At 41.3% G+C, this 18,147-nt stretch carries 14 protein-coding genes; 5 read left to right on the forward strand and 9 right to left on the reverse strand.

From position 1 onward, the window contains the following. Positions 1-153: 153 nt before the first annotated feature. Positions 154-1,392 carry an inorganic phosphate transporter gene (locus IM676_RS14165; RefSeq protein WP_200987489.1) on the reverse strand — a complete coding sequence of 413 codons (1,239 nt, stop codon included), beginning with the start codon at positions 1,390-1,392 and terminating at the stop codon, positions 154-156. A 122-nt stretch (positions 1,393-1,514) separates the two neighbouring features. Beyond that, on the reverse strand, positions 1,515-2,561 hold the full coding sequence (locus IM676_RS14170; RefSeq protein ID WP_200990221.1) for a zinc-dependent dehydrogenase: 1,047 nt from the start codon (positions 2,559-2,561) through the stop codon (positions 1,515-1,517). A 157-nt stretch (positions 2,562-2,718) separates the two neighbouring features. Here IM676_RS14170 and IM676_RS14175 point away from each other — a divergent pair, with 157 nt between their 5' ends. Beyond that, positions 2,719-4,494 carry an FAD-dependent oxidoreductase gene (locus IM676_RS14175; RefSeq protein WP_200987490.1) on the forward strand — a complete coding sequence of 592 codons (1,776 nt, stop codon included), beginning with the start codon at positions 2,719-2,721 and terminating at the stop codon, positions 4,492-4,494. 106 nt (positions 4,495-4,600) lie between these two features. Further along, positions 4,601-4,834, forward strand: coding sequence for a heterocyst-inhibiting protein PatX (patX, locus tag IM676_RS20235; protein ID WP_200987491.1), 234 nt, complete (start codon positions 4,601-4,603; stop codon positions 4,832-4,834). Positions 4,835-5,034: 200 nt separating this feature from the next. On the opposite strand, the gene gndA is transcribed toward patX, so the two are convergent. After that, the gene (gndA, locus tag IM676_RS14185; RefSeq protein ID WP_200987492.1) at positions 5,035-6,465 is read right to left on the reverse strand and encodes an NADP-dependent phosphogluconate dehydrogenase; all 1,431 of its coding nucleotides are present in this window, start codon (positions 6,463-6,465) and stop codon (positions 5,035-5,037) included. A gap of 467 nt (positions 6,466-6,932) precedes the next feature. Here gndA and IM676_RS14190 point away from each other — a divergent pair, with 467 nt between their 5' ends. Then, positions 6,933-7,649, forward strand: coding sequence for a Ycf66 family protein (locus tag IM676_RS14190; RefSeq protein WP_200987493.1), 717 nt, complete (start codon positions 6,933-6,935; stop codon positions 7,647-7,649). A 193-nt stretch (positions 7,650-7,842) separates the two neighbouring features. Beyond that, positions 7,843-8,067, forward strand: coding sequence for a DUF5131 family protein (locus tag IM676_RS14195; RefSeq protein ID WP_225880372.1), 225 nt, complete (start codon positions 7,843-7,845; stop codon positions 8,065-8,067). Here the strand turns inward: IM676_RS14195 and IM676_RS14200 are convergent. From IM676_RS14200 to IM676_RS14210, 3 genes are all read right to left on the reverse strand, one after another. Further along, positions 8,057-8,323, reverse strand: a complete 267-nt coding sequence (locus tag IM676_RS14200) for a hypothetical protein (RefSeq protein ID WP_225880373.1) — start codon at positions 8,321-8,323, stop codon at positions 8,057-8,059. The two genes, IM676_RS14195 and IM676_RS14200, sit on opposite strands and share 11 nt — an antisense overlap. Positions 8,324-8,364: 41 nt before the next feature. Continuing rightward, positions 8,365-8,763, reverse strand: coding sequence for a helix-turn-helix domain-containing protein (locus IM676_RS14205; protein WP_200987494.1), 399 nt, complete (start codon positions 8,761-8,763; stop codon positions 8,365-8,367). Between the two features lie 159 nt (positions 8,764-8,922). Next, positions 8,923-9,222 (reverse strand): type II toxin-antitoxin system HigB family toxin, encoded by a 300-nt coding sequence (locus IM676_RS14210; protein ID WP_200987495.1) that lies wholly within the window; start codon positions 9,220-9,222, stop codon positions 8,923-8,925. Positions 9,223-9,373: 151 nt separating this feature from the next. On the opposite strand from IM676_RS14210, the gene ileS reads away from it, so the two are divergent. Beyond that, on the forward strand, positions 9,374-12,250 hold the full coding sequence (ileS, locus tag IM676_RS14215; RefSeq protein WP_200987496.1) for an isoleucine--tRNA ligase: 2,877 nt from the start codon (positions 9,374-9,376) through the stop codon (positions 12,248-12,250). A gap of 69 nt (positions 12,251-12,319) precedes the next feature. On the opposite strand, the gene IM676_RS14220 is transcribed toward ileS, so the two are convergent. The 3 genes from IM676_RS14220 to IM676_RS14230 all read right to left on the reverse strand — a co-directional run bounded on the left by IM676_RS14220 (position 12,320) and on the right by IM676_RS14230 (position 18,108). Further along, positions 12,320-13,204, reverse strand: coding sequence for a ParA family protein (locus tag IM676_RS14220; RefSeq protein ID WP_200987497.1), 885 nt, complete (start codon positions 13,202-13,204; stop codon positions 12,320-12,322). 105 nt (positions 13,205-13,309) lie between these two features. Then, positions 13,310-16,009 (reverse strand): DNA translocase FtsK, encoded by a 2,700-nt coding sequence (locus IM676_RS14225; protein WP_200987498.1) that lies wholly within the window; start codon positions 16,007-16,009, stop codon positions 13,310-13,312. 5 nt (positions 16,010-16,014) lie between these two features. Continuing rightward, positions 16,015-18,108 carry a P-loop NTPase family protein gene (locus IM676_RS14230; protein ID WP_200987499.1) on the reverse strand — a complete coding sequence of 698 codons (2,094 nt, stop codon included), beginning with the start codon at positions 18,106-18,108 and terminating at the stop codon, positions 16,015-16,017. Positions 18,109-18,147 lie beyond the last annotated feature (39 nt).

Below are 18,147 nucleotides of genomic sequence, written 5' to 3' on the forward strand. Positions count from 1 at the left end.
GGAAAAGTTAGATAGATATCAGATCATAAACATAAATAAAGAAGATATAGCATTTCCCATGCTCGTGAGGTACAAAGTTGTTTAGTTTCAGGGAACAGGGAACAGGGAACAGGGAATTGATGTGTACTTCATTAGCCTGAAAAAGGCTATATATTATAGGAATATGATTCTGGCTGTGCTAAAGATGGCAGCGGTTAAGATTGCACTCAGTGGGATTGTAATTACCCATGCAACCGCAATCCTTTGTAAAGTGCGAAATTGAATTGATTTGATATTTTGTACCATTCCAATACCAATCACACCACCAACAAGAGCATGGGAGGTGGAGACAGGTAAACCTAATCTAGAGCCTAGCAGGATGGTGGTAGCGGTTGCAAGTTCGGCGCAAAATCCACTACTAGGTTCTAAAGAAATTATATTTTCGCCAATGGTAGCAATTACCTTTTGACCCCATACAGCTAAACCGGCGACAATACCAGCAGCACCAAGGATTAAAATCCAGATGGGAATGGTGATGCCATTAATAGGTACGCTACCAGTGATATTAATATAGACGATGGTAGCTAAAGGAGCTATGGCATTACCCACATCATTAGAACCATGAGCAAAGGCGACAAAGCAAGCACTAAGAACTTGAAAGCGAGTGAATAGGGGTTCTATTCCTTTTTGTGCTGCTAAGTGTCGCCAACTTATGACTGTGAGTGCAACAGCTGCAAGTGCACCTGTGAATAAGGGGATGTCGTAATCCGGTAGGTTTAAACCTATGTGCTGATTTAAGTAATTGGTGAGGGGTTGGGTTAGGGAAGGGAGGACAATTAGACCAAATATACTCAGTAGAATTACACTTAACCAGGGAATCCACTCTTGTAGCCGTACTATTGAATTTGGTTGTTCTAAAATCCAGTGCTTAATTTGACTGTAGAATAAAGCCGCAATGGTACTACTAATAATGGGTGTGCAAATCCAGCCTATGCTGACTAAGGCAATGGATGACCAATTAATTGCACTTTCTCCCCCAGCTACCCAACTAAATCCGGCGATCGCACCGACCACTGCATGAGATGAAGCTACAGGTAGACCACCAGAGGTAGCAATTTGCAGCCACAAACCACAGGTAATTAAAACTGTTACCATACCAGTTATGTAAATTTCTGGTGTAGCAGCGAATAAAGCCGGGTGGGCAATTTTCGTGGCTAAGGTTTGGGATACTTGATCCCCAAATAATACAGCGCCCGTAAACTCTAAAATCCCAGCAATAATTATTGCCTGTTTTAGGGTGATAGCTTTGGAGCCTACAGAGGTTCCCATGGAGTTGGCGACATCATTAGCGCCGAGATTCCAGGCGACGTAAAAGGCTAGTAGGGCGATGAAAATTAAGGTAATGGTGGACATTTAGGGTGGGGGTAGATGGAAAGAAAACAGCGATTCTCAGATGAATCAATAGCAAGGGACTATCGTCAAATCACGAGCAGCGCTATAAATATTACTTTCTACTGTTATCTTGTTTGCCCGGATTACGGATAAATTAAAATTTTGTATGTTTCTGGTGTAGGTGCGATCGCCTGTGCTACAGCTGCTGATAAATCTTGTAATGGATAGCGATCGCTAATCAAGGCTTGGACATCAATGCGGCGATTAAACACAATATCCGCTGATAAACCCTGAAGCCGATAGGATGAACTGTAACTACCCATCAAGTCGATTTCCCTGCGGTAAAGAATATTCGGGTTAATGGGAATTTCTACTTGATCGGGAAACTCAGCAAAGAATAGGATTTTACCACCTTTGCGGGTACATTCCAAGGCTTGAAAGAAAGCTTTATCACTGGGAACCGCTAGCAGAGTCACATCAACGCCCATCCCCCCAGTCAAGGCGTGAATTTTCCCAGGTAAATCAGGATCACGCGCATCAAAAGCCGCTTCTGCCCCCACATTTAAGGCTTTGTCAATTCTAGATGGTAATAAATCAGTGGCGATCGCTTTAGCCCCAAAATACTTAACCAACATGACAAACATTAACCCAATGGGTCCTGCACCTGTGACTAAAACAGTTTGTCCCGGAGCAATTTGGGCTTTTTTCACGGCTTTGAGACAACAGTTAGTCGGTTCTACAAAACTCGCCTCTTCAAAGCTGATATCATCGGGAATGGGAATTAACCCCCCATTCTGGACAATATGTCCTGGAACCTTGACATACTCAGCAAAACCGCCACCGCTAGGATTAAATCCGGCTGTGGTAGAGATATTTTTATAGACATCGCACATAGAGAAATTATCATTGAGGCAGTAGGAGCAACGCATACAGGGGATATGGTGCATCACTGCTACCCGTTGTCCTACTTGCCAAGATTGTACCTGAGAACCGACTGCGGCAATAGTTCCGGCTGTTTCATGACCAAATATCCGCGGTGGTGCATACAGAGGATAACGAATTTTTTTAATATCTGATTGACACAACCCCACAACTCTCACCTGTACCAGCACCTCATCCGGTTCCAGAGTTGGGACTGGGATTTCTTCGTATGATAGTTGATTTACACCTCTAAATACCTGTGCTTTCACCTTTGTTTTTTCCACTCATCTTTATTAGATTTAACATTTAGTGGCTCATGGGAACACCTGTGAAAGGACAAGCTTAAATAATCAACTGTCATCCTCCCTTTTAAAATTAAATTTTCCCAATGAAATAAAATCATGAAAAATTGACCAAGGTGGAGTGATGGTTCATCAGACATATACAGCTGATGTTTTGGTAGTGGGTGGCGGAACTGGGGGAACAGCAGCGGCGATTCAAGCAGCAAGAAGGGGAGCAAAAACCATTTTAGTCAGTGAGTTTCCTTGGTTAGGGGGAATGCTCACATCCGCAGGGGTATCCGCACCCGATGGGAATGAATTAATGGCTTTTCAAACTGGCTTATGGGGCGCATTTTTACAAGAATTGCGACAACGACAGCCAGGGGGACTAGATAACAGTTGGGTGAGCTTTTTTAGCTATGATCCTGCTATTGGAGCCAAGATTTTTACTGATTGGGTGGAAGAATTAGAGAATCTGCATTGGATTTCTGGACAGGTACCAAAAGAAGTATTGCACCAGGGGAATTGTGTAACTGGTGTGCGCTTTTCAGATTTCACAGTTACTGCCAAGATTATTCTTGACGGTACGGAACTAGGGGATTTACTGGCTTTAGGAGAAATACCTCACCGTTGGGGCTGGGAATTACAATCTCAGTGGGGAGAAATTAGCGCCCCAGCAGATTATAATTATCTCACACAAAGGTATCCGGTGCAAGCCCCTACTTGGGTGGTAGTGATGCAAGATTTTGGTGAAAGTATTGCTCCAGAAATTATTCCACCCCCCAATTATGATCCGTCCCTGTTTACCGGTGCTTGGGATAATTATGGGGCTGAGAAGTTCTTAAATTATGGACGTTTGCCGGGTGGTCGATTGATGATCAACTGGCCTATATGTGGTAATGACTATGGCGAAGGTGTAGGAAGATTAATCGAGTCAGAAGCAGCTAAAAAAGAATTTTTACAAGAATGTCGCTGGCATAGCCAAAATTTTGCTCATTTCATCCAAAAAAACTTGGGTAGGCGCTATGGTTTGGCTGAGTCAGTTTTTCCGGGTAACTGTGGTGCTTTTGCCTTACATCCTTACTACCGTGAAAGTCGCCGCTTGGTAGGGGTAACTACTGTGGGAGAACAGGATATTTTACCGATGTCTGGGGGTAGGGTCGCACCTTTGTTTGCCGATAGCATTGCTGTGGGTAACTACCCTAACGACCATCATTATCCTGGATTCAATTTACCACTGCAACCTAAATCTATATGCTGGGGGGGGCGTTGGACTGGTACACCCTTTACTATTCCCTATGGGTCCTTGATCCCCAGAATCACAGATGGTTTATTGGTTTGTGAAAAGAATATTTCTGTATCTCACATTGCCAATGGTGCTACAAGATTACAACCTGTGGTTATGGGTATCGGTCAAGCCGCGGGAATGGCTGCAGCTATGTGTGTTGAGTTGAATTGTCAGCCGAGGGATTTACCTGTAAGGCAACTGCAAATTGCTCTGTTAACAGACTTGCAAGTGCCTGGGGCTATTGTACCTTTATTTAATTTAGATATATCAGCCCAAAATCCTGCATGGGTAAATTGGCAATTGTATTATTTAAATCAACCTCAAGCCTATCCATTAAGTGGAAATCACCCTATTGCCTCAGGAAGTCATTCTAATTACTTAGAGACTAAACAAGTATTAACACACACAGTAAGTTGTTTTACAGGTATTTTTCAGCGGCGAAATCAGCAGGATTACCAATTTACCATCACCACACCAGATGAGTATGATGGTCAAACTTGGCAGATTGTGACTTTGCGATCGCCCATAGAGGAAAAACTACAAAGGTTAATAGATGGGCAACCCCTAACTATTTGGGGTCTCCTCAATCATGCTGGTCATTGGTTAATAGCTGAAGATGTGGACTTATCCTGAACTTGTTTTTTTTTCAGTAAAGCTGAATACTTTTTAAGGATGTTTCCGGGAAGTCTGCCAGAAAAACAGTAGTATTAGTCAGAGAGTCCTAAAAGAAAAATCTGTTATGGGAGCTACGATTTCACTGTTGGTTTCAAGTTTAGTGTTCAGTGTATTAGCTGTTAACTGCCAGGTAAAGGCAAATCTCTCATCCGAGATGTTAATATTTTCTTCTAGTTCGCAAAAGTTCTACTCAGATTCATCTGCATATCAAGCACAAGTTAATGACCCAGAAAAACCCATACAACACCGCGGTAGTGGGCGGATCAATAGCATAGAACGGACGATTATTGATGGTTAACCGCCAGTGACCTATCTGTTTGGTCAACAAGTTAAAAGCACCCGGATCAAATCCTCAGCAAGACTGCGGTAATTGTCAGGTAGGCGTAAATAGAACTGAATGATGGGATGAAGCGCTTATATATTTGTAAACAGAGTGACTCTGAATTTCAGAGTCACTTTTAAGTATGTTACCAGATAATCTGGTTCAGGCAGGAGAACTTACTTTTTAGCTTCAGCGATGGGAACCCACTCAGTGTGGAATGTTCCTTCTTTGTCAAGACGCTTGTAAGTATGTGCGCCGAAGTAGTCCCGTTGTGCTTGGGTGAGATTTTGGGGTAGGCGATCGCGGCGATAGCTGTCGAAATAATCCAAGGATGCACTAAAAGCAGGTACTGGGATACCCACTTTTGCCGCTGTCATAATCACTTCCCGCCAAGCATCTTGTCTGTCGAGAATAGTTTGCTTAAATTCGGGAGCCAACAACAGATTAGGCAATGCAGGATTTTCGTTAAAAGCCTTCTTGATTTTATTTAAGAAGCCAGCACGAATAATACAGCCACCTTTCCAAATCCGAGCCATTTCACTCAGAGTCAAATCCCATTTATAAGTCTGGGAAGCTGTAGATAAAAGGGCCATACCCTGAGCATAAGAACAGATTTTAGAACAATAAAGAGCATCACGCACCTTATTGACAAAATCCTTCACATCCCCATCAAACTTAGCACTAGGACCTGTGAGGCTCTGAGATGCTGCTACCCGTTCATCTTTAATAGAAGACATAATCCGGGCGTTAACTGCGGCGGTAATTGTAGGAATAGCCACACCCAATTCCAAAGCAGTTTGTACTGTCCAACGTCCAGTTCCCTTTTGACCAGCAGCGTCAACAATTAAATCTACCAAGGGTTTCTTGGTTTCCGGGTCAACGTAAGGGAAAATATTAGATGTGATCTCAATCAAAAAGGAATTGAGTTCATCGGTGGTGTTCCACTCAGTGAACACCTCATGTAACTGACTTGCACTTAACCCAGCTACATTTTTCAGCAGGTCGTAGGCTTCTGCAATTAACTGCATATCACCATACTCAATACCGTTGTGTACCATTTTTACATAGTGGCCAGAACCACCAGGGCCAATATAGGTTACACAGGGTCCATCATCGACTTGGGCGGCAATTTTGTTTAAAATTGGAGAGAGATACTCATAGGAGCTGGGTGTACCACCAGGCATAAGTGAAGGGCCATTCAAAGCGCCTTCTTCACCGCCACTCACACCCATACCAATAAACCGCAGTCCCACAGGTTCTAATTCCTGAGTCCGGCGTTCTGTATCTTCAAACCAAGAGTTACCACCATCGATAATGATATCGCCTTCATCTAGTAAAGGTTTGAGTTGGGCAATTACTGCATCTACTGGCTTACCAGCTTGCACCATCACCAAGATTTTACGGGGGCGTTCTAATGATGCAACAAATTCTTCTAGGGTAAAGGCGGCTTTGACGTTCCTTCCTGGCGCACGCTGCGCCATAAACGCGTCGGTTTTTTCTCTGGAGCGGTTATAAACTGCAATTGGGAAGCCATTACGCTCGACGTTAAGAGCTATATTTTCACCCATTACGGCTAATCCAATCACACCAAAGCTTTGTAGTGTCATAAATTATGTTTGGCTAACTCTTGCAGATCCTTTTATCTTTAGGGTAGACCGAGATTTTGGCTGATCTCCTAAAGAAGACCTTAAGACTTGAATAAATTATAGAAATCCACGATTAACACAATAAGTAAGTTATGACAAGTTGATTTTGAAGCACTTGCAAGCAGGTTAGTATTGACTTTGGCTTATTTCTGACAAGACACAGCGGAATTATTTAGCCTTTGATAATATCATACCCCGCTAACCCTTGCAACTCCCTTTGATCACCTGGCTCAAAAGCCCAAGGCTGTCAGGATAACTTTTGTCATGCATTTTGTATCTAAATGAGCAATTAAGTTGCAAAAAATGCAAAATTGAAATATCTAATTAAGGAACTGGGTACTGAGGGCTGGTAGTCAGAAACTGTAAACACCCTCTTACCCCCTAATTCCTAGCCCCTAATGAAGCAGTGCAGTAAGGAGTAACCAAAAATGCTGGCATATATTCTAGCTTTTGTGGTTGGACTAGGTAGTTTAGCCATTTATATAACAGCTTTCTTGTTCCCGGAAATCCACCGTAAAAATGATTTTATCTGGAGTGGTGTGGGACTTTTCTATGGTTTAGTGTTATGGGTGTTTGCTCCGCGCATTTCTGGAGGCTTATTACTGGGTCATATAGCTAGCGTCTCTCTGTTAGTTTGGTTTGGTTGGCAAACTTTTTCATTACGTCGCCAAGTCACCCCCCAAACAGCACAAACCCCTGTCCCCAGTCCTGAAACCATAAAAACTGGGATTCAGGAGCAAATAACTAAGTTATCTCTCCCGGATAGGCTGGCTCAGGTACAACAAAGTATTAGTAAGATATTTAGCGGCGCACAAGACAAGGGACAAGAGGCGATCGCCCAGAAAACCCCTGAAACTCCTAAGATGGAGCCAACTAACTCTACACCACCCCAGAAACCTCTGGTAGAGATTATTGATAAAACTGCGGTGACACCAGCTTCCCCACCTGCAGAAAAAGTTGCAACCCAGGAAGTCCCCGAACCAACTCCACCAAATACCCCACCTGGGGAAATGGTAGCTGCAGCACAACCTGAGACGGAAGAAAAACCATCGCTTCCTGCTGAGGAAATTGCACCGGATGCAGCACTTGCGCCCCCTGCGGAAGCGCCAGCAGAACAAATACCACCGACTAATCAAGCTGGTTGACTTGGATTAAACCCAGCGTTGTCTGTTATGGCGTTGGGTTTTTTCAATTTCTGGATTTAGTAAAGTGTATAAATATTAGGATTCAGCCATTGAGCGATCGCAAATTTTCTAACCTCCAATATTTTTAGGTTGGGTTGTTCCCGTCAGCTTTGCAAAGCAATGGAACGAAACCAAACATTAATTGCAATGTCCTATGAAAATTGAGTGGGCTGAGGATATTCGTGACCAATGTCAAAAAGCTGAAGTAGCATTTTTCTTTAAGCAAGTTGGTGGAAGAACTTCTAAAGCTGGTGGTAAGTTACTAGATGGTAAAATCTGGGATGAAATGCCTAATGCTTGGCAAAAACACCATCAGCAATGGGGTGTATCTCCACAGAAATTAAGAGTTAAAAAAGAAAGTTTAGGGCTTACTGCTTAGGTGGAAAGGTAACTCTAACTGCATCTCCAAAGGTAATTTCTCCTTTGTTCGTTGGTCTTTGATTAGCAGGTGGTTCTGCTGTGATTTTCCCTTGGAATTCAAGATTTTTCAGAGCGGATTTGTAATTCTTCTTAATGTAGGCTTTACCTACATTATGCTGTAGATAAATTTCTATCATTGTGATTGTTTGTCCTGCAAATTGATCTAGGAGCATTTGTTCTAATTCATCTAGAGGACGACCAAGTTCAAACAGCAATGGTTGTATAGAAGGAGTGTCAAACCCACCTAGTTATACTGCTAGATAAACAATGCTGGAGAAACATTAAAAAATTCTCCTAAAGCTTTGGCTTGACCTTTACTAATTGCTCTTTTACCATTGACAACTTCGCAAACAACTCCTTTCGAGCCAATAATTCCTACTAAGTCAGATTGTTTAATTCCCTGAACATCCATTAAGTGCTTCAGAATTGCACAAGGGGACGATGCTTCAATGGGATACTCCTTGTTTTCAAATTCTTCAATAAGAGTCACTAAAAGCTCTAGTATAGCAGTTTGCTCTGGTGTACGTTGTTTACAGGCCATTAATTGCTCAACTGTTTTTAAAGCGCGATCGCATTCTTTTTCTGTGGTGATAACTTGAGGTTGATACTCTAGTAGAAGTTGACTGTAAGTGATTCTGTTAAAAGAATTCGTCATATTCCTTTTCGCCCGTTTGGCGGCGACCCAACATTAGGAGGATTTTCGCCCGTTATCGGCGGCGACCCGTATCATGGCTTACTTCAATCCACAAAAGTAAGTATGAAAGTTAACAGTTATCAATTGAATATTATATTATATAATAATTATATCTAGTTCTCAAAACAAAGGGTCATTTTTCCATTTATCTTTATTATATTCAGCGTGGGTTAAAAAATATTTGTAATAAACTGTTTGAATTTCATAATCAATACTCACAATGAGGCGATAGGTATTACCTTTAATATTGAATACTGTAAAATTGCTGACTACATCTGCTGTGGGGTAAACTTGTCTAACTTCATTTAACTTGTGCCATGATGCAGATTTCACAACTTGATACCAAGAGTTAATAGGTTCTACTGCATCTGGGTATTTACTAGTATCAGCTCGTAAGTTGCGAATGCTGATTAGGTGCATTTTGCCGGTTTATATCAAAGTAGATGTTTTTTGTCTCATTTAATTTAGGTTCTCATTTTGAGAACCAATTGTCAAGGTGATTTCTCGGTATCCATGCCCATCTTCTATAATTGATGGGATAACTTGCATATATAATCTTAGGCATGAGACTGTGACAGAACCTGGAAGCTACAAAGATACGGTAAACTTACCCAAGACTCAATTTGAGATGCGGGCTAACGCCATGAAGCGGGAACCCGAAATTCAAAAATTCTGGGCGGAAAATCAGATTTACGATCGCCTGTCCCAGGAAAACCCCGGCGAATTATTTATACTCCATGATGGGCCTCCCTACGCCAATGGCTCATTGCATATTGGTCATGCCTTAAATAAAATTCTCAAAGATATTATTAACCGCTACCAATTACTGAGAGGACGTAAGGTTAGATACGTACCTGGATGGGATTGTCACGGTCTTCCTATTGAGTTGAAAGTTCTGCAGAATATGAAGTCAGCAGAACGGCAAAGTTTAACACCTTTGACACTGCGACAAAAGGCGAAAGAGTTTGCTTTAGCTACGGTAGATGACCAACGGGAATGTTTTAAACGGTACGGTGTGTGGGGTAACTGGGAACATCCTTATCTGACTTTGAAGCCGGAATATGAGGCGGCACAAATTGGGGTGTTCGGCGATATGGTGTTAAAAGGATACATCTATCGTGGTTTAAAACCGGTTCACTGGAGCCCTAGTTCTAAAACTGCTCTAGCTGAGGCGGAGTTGGAATATCCGGAGGGTCATGTTTCCCGCAGTATCTATGCGACTTTTCCGGTAACAGGTCTGTCTGATGCGGCTAAACCTGTTTTGGGTGAATTTTTACCTCATTTGTCTGTGGCTGTTTGGACTACAACCCCTTGGACTATTCCGGGGAATTTAGCTGTGGCGGTAAATGGTGATTTGAGTTATGCTGTGGTGGAGGTTTCACCAACAGACCCACCGTCGCACAGAGAGTTTTTGATTGTAGCAGCTGATTTGGTAGAGCGTTTGTCTGCTATTTTGGCTGTTGACTTGGCTGTGAGGGCTACTTTTAAGGGGCAGATTTTAGAACATACTACTTATCGTCATCCTCTGTTTGAGCGGGAAAGTCCCGTGGTGGTGGGTGGTGATTATATTACTACTGAGTCGGGTACTGGGTTGGTACATACTGCTCCGGGTCATGGTCAAGAGGACTATATTGTGGGTCAGCGTTATGGTTTACCGATTCTGGCTCCGGTGGATGATCATGGTAATTTTACTCAGGAGGCGGGTGCTTTCGCTGGGTTAAATGTTTTGGGTGAGGGAAATCAGGCGGTAATTGATGCTTTGAGTGCTGCTGGTTCTTTGTTGAAGGAGGAACCCTACGCCCACAAGTATCCCTATGATTGGCGGACAAAAAAACCCACAATTTTTCGGGCGACTGAACAATGGTTCGCTTCGGTAGCTGGTTTTAGGGAAGCAGCTTTAAAGGCGATCGCTGGTGTAAAATGGGTTCCAGCCCAAGGGGAAAATCGCATTACGCCCATGGTGGCGGAGCGTTCTGACTGGTGTATTTCCCGTCAACGGACTTGGGGTGTCCCTATCCCGGTGTTCTATGATCAAGCAACGGGGGAAGCACTGCTGAATGAGGAAACTATCAAGCAGGTTCAAGGTATTGTCGCTGCAAAAGGTTCTGATGCTTGGTGGGAAATGTCGGTGGAGGAGTTGTTACCGGAGTCTTACCGCCATAATGGTAAGTCTTACCGCAAGGGTACTGATACAATGGATGTATGGTTTGATTCTGGTTCCTCTTGGGCGGCGGTGGCTAAACAACGTCCAGAGTTAAGCTATCCTGCTGATATGTATTTGGAAGGTTCTGACCAACACCGGGGTTGGTTCCAGTCAAGTTTGTTGACTAGTGTAGCTGTAAATGGTGTTGCACCTTATAAAACTGTACTGACTCACGGCTTTGTTTTGGATGAACAAGGACGAAAAATGAGTAAGTCGGTGGGGAATGTGGTTGACCCGCAAGTTGTGATCAATGGGGGTAAAGACCAGAAGAAGGAACCTGCTTATGGTGCTGATGTACTGCGTTTGTGGGTGTCTTCGGTTGACTATTCTGCTGATGTGCGTCTGGGTGGTAATATCATTAAGCAATTGGCTGATGTGAGGAACAAAATTCGCAATACAGCGCGGTTTTTGTTGGGTAGCTTACATGATTTTGACCCGGAAAAGGACGCAGTACCTCTGGAAGATTTACCAGAAATTGACCGCTATATGTTACACCGGATGACTGAGGTGTTTACAGAAGTGACCACAGCTTTTGAGAGTTTCCAATTCTTCCGCTTTTTCCAAACTGTGCAGAATTTCTGTGTGGTGGATTTATCCAATTTCTATTTAGATGTTGCTAAGGATAGGTTATACATCAGTGCGCCGAATTCTTTGCGCCGTCGCAGTTGTCAAACGGTGTTGCAAATTGCTTTGGAGAATTTAGCACGGGCGATCGCTCCGGTTTTATGTCATACGGCTGAGGATATCTGGCAATTTATCCCCTACCATATACCCTATAAGTCAGTATTTCAATCTGGCTGGGTACAGGTAGATGAAAAATGGTTAAATCCTGATTTAGCGGAATTTTGGCAAGAATTACGCCAAGTTCGCAATGATGTTAATAAGGTGTTAGAACAAGCTAGGGTAGAAAAAATGATTGGTTCCTCCCTAGAAGCAAAGGTTTTGCTTTACGTTAAGGATGATCAATTACGTTCCCTGGTGAAAAAACTGGATTCTGACAATGGTAATGGTATTGATGAACTGCGCTATCTGTTTATTACTTCCCAAGTGGAACTATTAGAGACTCCAGAAGCATTAGCAGATTTAAAATACAATTTGCAGTCTGATCAATGGGGAATTGGGGTAGTGGATGCAGAGGGGAAAAAATGCGATCGCTGTTGGAATTATTCTACCCATGTAGGAGAATCAGCAGAACACCCCCTACTGTGTGAGCGTTGTATCCCAGCTTTAGCAGGAGAGTTTTAATTAAATACAGAATCTCACCCCCCACCCTCAGAGGATGTTTGAGGGTGGGGTAAAACCCATGGAACCCCGTTATAACTTCTGTAATAATTCCTGAGTCAATTGATTAAATGCTTTGGAACCTGATGACTGAGGCGCATTTAAAACTACAGGTTGAAAACTATCCACAGCTTTGGCGACATTCATATCAACTGGTATTTGGGCTTTACAAATTTGTTCTACACCAAAGTCTTCAATGACGCGGTGCATTACTTGTCGATAATATCTAGCATTGAGAAGATTAGAACTCGCCATTGTAAAGACAATTCCTAGCATTTTGATATTTATTTTCGCCTCTTGTGCGTGACTGTCTTTTAATTGACCGATGCGTCTTTCTAATAGCTGGATACCAACCACAGATAAGGGTTCCGGTTTAGCGGGGAGAATGTAAAAGTCACTCGCAGCTAAAGCACTCCGGGTTAATAAATTATAGCCCGGCGCACAATCTAAAAGGATGAAATCATACTCCTCACGCACTGGTTTTAAAATATTATTGATCAGGACTCTTTCAAAGCGATTCCATACAGTTTCAAAATCTTGTTCACCTAAAGCTGTTGCTTGTTGGTGCAGCATTTCCGATACAACAAACTCATCATATAAGTCAATATCTCCGGGTAATAAATCTAGTCCAGGAAGATTACAAACCTGAGCTTGGATAATATCATGAATTGTCAGTTTTGCTTCTGGTTCAGGATTGATAATTTGGTCTATTAAATATCGAAATGTTTTGCGGTGTTTGCGAAGTTTAGCAAAGTCTAAAGGAGACATCATGCTCAGTGTAGCACTGATTTGGCTGTCTAAATCTAAGACCAGTACCCGCTTACGGTGATTTTGAGCCAAACAGGTGGCGATGTTGACTGTAAGGGTGGTTTTACCTACGCCGCCTTTCATATTTGCAGTAGCTATAATGTATCCCATTGGTAAATTCCTCTGATGATGCGTTCCCGTATTTAGGTAGGGTACACTGTTACTCAATAATTAAAACTTGTATAAAGTTAATATTTTTGGCATATTTTTGGGAACTTATTTTACAGCTGCAAATCTGGGTATGTGAATCTTTTGAGCATACAAGCTCTGTAGTCGCTGGATTTTTGCCCCTATCTGGTAAAGTAAATCACCTTTACCCAACAGGTAAGCAGCGGATGTTTCTGTACCTCCCAAGACAATTTTTGAGTCACCTTCGCTAGCAGTTCGTAGGGCGATTCTTCCCGGTAAGTTAGAACGGATAATGGGGGTAACAATACCCGCTTCTGGGCGTTGTGTGGCTATAATTAGATGTATACCTGCGGCTCTAGCCATTGCTCCCAAACGTTTTATACTGAATTCTAATACTTTACGGACTGCTTTTTCTGCCATAAAGTCGGCATATTCATCAAAGATGCAGACAATAGGGGGTAAAGGTTGAGGAGAATTTTGATTATAGGTGATCACATCAGGACATCTGGCGTTCTCCAATTTGTGGTAACGAGATTCCATTTCTGTAACTAATTCTTCCATGAGTTCTACAGCGCGATCGCTGTCTTTGACCACGGGTGAATATAACCAGGGGATCTGCTCAAATTCTGGGAATGTGACTCTTTTGGGGTCAACTAGTGCAATTTTCAGATGTTGGGGAGAATGATGATATAGTAGACTCAGGAGAAGCGATCGCAAAAACTCACTTTTACCGCTCCCAGTAGTACCACCTACCAAAAAGTGACAAGTATTCGCATCGGATAAATCAGCCTCTATCAAATCTCCATCTATACTCACCCCCATAGCGATTTTTATCGGTGCTGTGGGTGGTAAAAATTGCTGTTGAATATATGTTTCAAATCTAGCAACTTGACGCTGTGGACGTGGTAAATCAATGCTGATATAACCAGCTTGGGGAGCAATCAAAGGCGGTCGTTCTAAACCCAAGTGTACTTGTAAATCTGCCGATAATCTCATAATGGCATTGACTTTTACACCCAAATCAGGTTTAAGCTTCACCCTGATAAAAGCTGGCCCAATAGCAGACCCCTGGTACTCAACAGGTACTTTAAAAGATTGCAGAGTGTTAACTAAATCTTCCCCAATAGCATCAGCATTTACAGACTCTCCTCTATTATTTTCCCAAGTATGATCTTCAGTAACTTGATTGTCCCTGTTTTCAGGAGCTACAGTCAAAAAAGTCCCACTATTTTCCCAAGTATGATCTTCAGTAACTTGATTGTCCCTGTTTTCAGGAGCTACAGTCAAAAAAGTCCCACTATTTTCCCAAGTATGATCTTGAGTAACTTGATTGTCCCTGTTTTCAGGAGCTACAGTAAAAAAAGTCCCACACTTTTGCTGCTGGGGGCAAATTTCACACAAATGAACCTGAGTTGTTACAGGTGGCCCATCGGGTTGGGGTGGTTCCCAACTCAACCATTGCTGCATCTGTAATAATTTGTAGGGAATCAGTTGATGTATTGTACTTTCTAGCTGTTCCCAAGAATATTGATATTCTTTAAACTCCGGTAAAACACAATAAACCGATGCATCCACAGCCACCTTTTTAGTTTGCCATAGCATATAACTATAAAGTGAAACCTGGGCTAATTGCGCCGATGGGTCTACAGGCTGATAGGTTTTAAATTCTACCACACACAAACGTTTTTTAGCCAAGTTAAAAACTAAGCAATCAAATTCCCCCCTCACCCGTTGCTGTCTGCCATCAGGTAAAGTAAAGTAATGCTCAAGGCTGGATTCTCCAGATATGAAAGTCTGACTAATTAAACTTTCTGCATCGCAATAACTACGATTAGTGATTAACAACTGTGCAAAGCGTTTAATCAGTCCCTGTAAGCCCTCCCAAACTTTTAATAAAATTACTACTGTATCAGGGGATTTTTGGATTACTCTTTCTAAGTATGGGTAAAATATTAATTTATAAAATATTCCTTGCATTTGAGAGGAAACTTCCTCTATATTCAAACTTTCCGCCTCCGCTTGGAATAAAGTCTGAAATTCAGGTTCTACTAAAGCTAGTTTGATCAACTCATCTGCTAATTGATGAAAGTGGTTACCAATACCCCTAGGAGTATCAGCGGGTAAAAATATTGCTGAGTCGCCAAATTTATGATTTAAATAAAAAAGCCGCGGACATTCAAAAGCGATTCTCACCTTAGTAGGATTTAAGGAGGGGTGAGAAGGTCTTTCTCTTACCGGTTCTGAAATATTATTTTCCATATCTAGTAAACTCCGATGTACAGCAGCCAAATAAACTGTATCCATAGCTGCATATTGTAATTGCTTTTGGCTCAGGGGACGTGTTCGCCAGTTGCTTGCTCCTGATTCCGCATCTACATTGATAAAGTGACAAAGTTCTGATGCTAAGGTTTTGAGTTTTAAATTAGAAACTTGCAAACGTTCACGGGTAATTTTTCTGGCTATTTTTAGGGTACAGGTAACATTAGTTGCTAGTTCTCCGCCTAAATACTTTAGGTCAAAACTAGCATTGTGAAAAACCTTTTCAATACTAGAATTAACCATGATTTTATTAATAAACTCTGTGGCTAAATGATCTTGATCTAATACATCCAGAATATAAGCAGATACCCCTGTTAAATCTCTAGAGTCAGCTAACACCTGAATTAGGGATAATCGGGGATTTTCAGTGTACCAATCTGCAATTTCTGTATCTACCCATAGGACTTTTGCAGATGCTAATTCAGATATTACGTATTTAATTTCGCCTGGATCTGTGAGGTACTGCATTAACTTTAATTAAGTAAACAAATCAATTGTTTTTTCACTTCATCATGGGGGTTAACAATTTTTACTTTCTTTTCCTGACATAATAAATCAATTAATAGGTGGGTTTCAGTTTCTTTGACATTGGGAAACTGACTTGCTGCTTGGGAAATTAGGATAGGGACACCCATCAAACCCTGGGTTGTGATGACATTGAATAAAAACTCTTTGATAGGCCTTAAATCTTGTTTAGCATTTCTATTAAAGTTGCTATCATCATTAGGTTGAGGGTTGGTAATAATCCCTAAATCTTGTAGTAAAACACATTTCTGCAAGACTTTACACTCACGGATAAAGCTTTGTAATGTCTGTAAATTAATGTTTTTATTTCCAATAAATAATTCTTGGGAAAGTGCAGAATTAACTAAGGAATGGTAAGTAGCTAAGTAGTGCACTGATTGAAGAGTCGGTTTAATGTGAATATGTTGAGTACTGTTAAAAATCTGGCTATAGGTTTGATAGCATTTGAGTTGTGGTTTTCCTACATTACTAATTCTAATTAGGACAAGTTTTTGACATAGATTTTGCTGAACTGCTTTATGACAGGCGTTCATTACATGGAAGAAATTCATCATGTTAGAATCTTCTGTCCATACAACACCTATTTTTTCTCTACTACCACGATGTTGATAACTCAAGGAATAGCTCGCATATTTACCTGCAATCATTTTAGATTTTACGGACTGCAATTGTAATGCTTCTAATGCTTCTTGTAGCATCCGCACTAACTCAGGAGATGACAATAAGGAAATTTTACTCAATTTTCCTTGATACTTTTTATATTCTTGTTGCCATAATAATTGAAATTCTGCCCGATCTTTCTCCTCAGAATCGAAGCTCCCAGAAAAATCATTCTTTCTGACTTTAAAATTTATGGGCTGTTTTTGTGGCTGTTGTAGTAAGTCAATTAAGATAGTTTGTCCAATATTCAAAAGGGAAACTTTATATTTTTGGTACTCTGACCTTCCCAACATTAACGCATTTCTGGGATTAGTTTTACCGCCGGGGAAATTTTTCTCTAATAATTGAATATTTAAGGGAAAAATAGGTGATTCCGGCTTGGGTTGAGCTTGTTGATATATTGTTTGTAACTGATAGTACCACAGTGCTTCCGCTTGTTTGAGGTCAATCTGTTTTAGGAATATTTCTCTATCGATTCTCGCTTGGTCAGATTGGGGAATATGATCCCGCGTTTGCCTCCAAGGATCTAACACTAAGGTAATTATTATGAGAAAATTGTGGATATTTTCATTATGAATAGTAGTATTTACCCTAAATATGGTTTGCGGGTTAGATAAGAAATTGGGTATACTTTCTACCTGATCAAAACATAAAACAATGGGCTGAGTAGCGGTGGATATTTTACCAAAGTTAGCCAAAATCTGCTTGGCTGCATCTTCTGTGTCAATACATTGCTTAACTCTTAAAGCCTGCATTGATTCTTCACTTAAATCATCACCTCTTAACCACTCGCAAGCGAGGGGATAAAGTTCTGGATCGGTGAGATCATGTAGAACTCCAAAATAATTATCTGGGTTGTAAATACCAGCAGTTTGATAGTTTCTTTTAAGTTGTTTAATAAATTTTTGACGATCATTTAGCAATAATTGCCAAATACTATCATTAAATGGTTTATTTTTTAAGTTTCCTTGAGTGAAGGCTGATAAATTTTTCAGCCACAGAATTAGTTGAGATTCTTGCTGTCCATCTGGTACCTGAATCAAACTGTCAACGGTAGCTCGTAAGATATGACGCCAAATATAATTATCATCTACCCAGGGAGTTATATAAGCAAAAAAAGCCTTTGGGTTGAGTTGACGTTTGACTCTACCTAAAAGATAGCTTTTACCGGAACCAGAATCACCTATAAGTAAAATTGTCCGACTAATATTATCTTTAACTACTAAATTCAGCAGGTTTTCAGTTTCTGTGATTACCTCTTGATGGATTGACTCAACCATAGAGTTTGAGTCTTGATTTTGACCCCAAAAATTACCCGTCCTCAAGTTTACTAAGTCAAAGGGGTTAACTTCGCGTTTAATAATGTCGTTGATAGATGCCATAATTGATTCAGGTGAGGGAGCGAACTGGATTGATAAACT

This window comes from Anabaenopsis elenkinii CCIBt3563 (genome assembly GCF_015245355.1).
Lineage (GTDB): Bacteria > Cyanobacteriota > Cyanobacteriia > Cyanobacteriales > Nostocaceae > Anabaenopsis > Anabaenopsis elenkinii.

Bases quoted from the DNA above. Each gene is read 5' to 3' on its own strand.
- IM676_RS14165 (WP_200987489.1), bottom strand. From the start codon at position 1,392: ATGTCCACCATTACCTTAATTTTCATCGCCCTACTAGCCTTTTACGTC.
- IM676_RS14175 (WP_200987490.1), top strand. From the start codon at position 2,719: ATGGTTCATCAGACATATACAGCTGATGTTTTGGTAGTGGGTGGCGGA.
- patX (WP_200987491.1), top strand. From the start codon at position 4,601: ATGGGAGCTACGATTTCACTGTTGGTTTCAAGTTTAGTGTTCAGTGTA.
- gndA (WP_200987492.1), bottom strand. From the start codon at position 6,465: ATGACACTACAAAGCTTTGGTGTGATTGGATTAGCCGTAATGGGTGAA.
- IM676_RS14190 (WP_200987493.1), top strand. From the start codon at position 6,933: ATGCTGGCATATATTCTAGCTTTTGTGGTTGGACTAGGTAGTTTAGCC.
- IM676_RS14195 (WP_225880372.1), top strand. From the start codon at position 7,843: ATGAAAATTGAGTGGGCTGAGGATATTCGTGACCAATGTCAAAAAGCT.
- IM676_RS14205 (WP_200987494.1), bottom strand. From the start codon at position 8,763: ATGACGAATTCTTTTAACAGAATCACTTACAGTCAACTTCTACTAGAG.
- IM676_RS14210 (WP_200987495.1), bottom strand. From the start codon at position 9,222: ATGCACCTAATCAGCATTCGCAACTTACGAGCTGATACTAGTAAATAC.
- IM676_RS14220 (WP_200987497.1), bottom strand. From the start codon at position 13,204: ATGGGATACATTATAGCTACTGCAAATATGAAAGGCGGCGTAGGTAAA.
- IM676_RS14225 (WP_200987498.1), bottom strand. From the start codon at position 16,009: ATGCAGTACCTCACAGATCCAGGCGAAATTAAATACGTAATATCTGAA.
- IM676_RS14230 (WP_200987499.1), bottom strand. From the start codon at position 18,108: ATGGCATCTATCAACGACATTATTAAACGCGAAGTTAACCCCTTTGAC.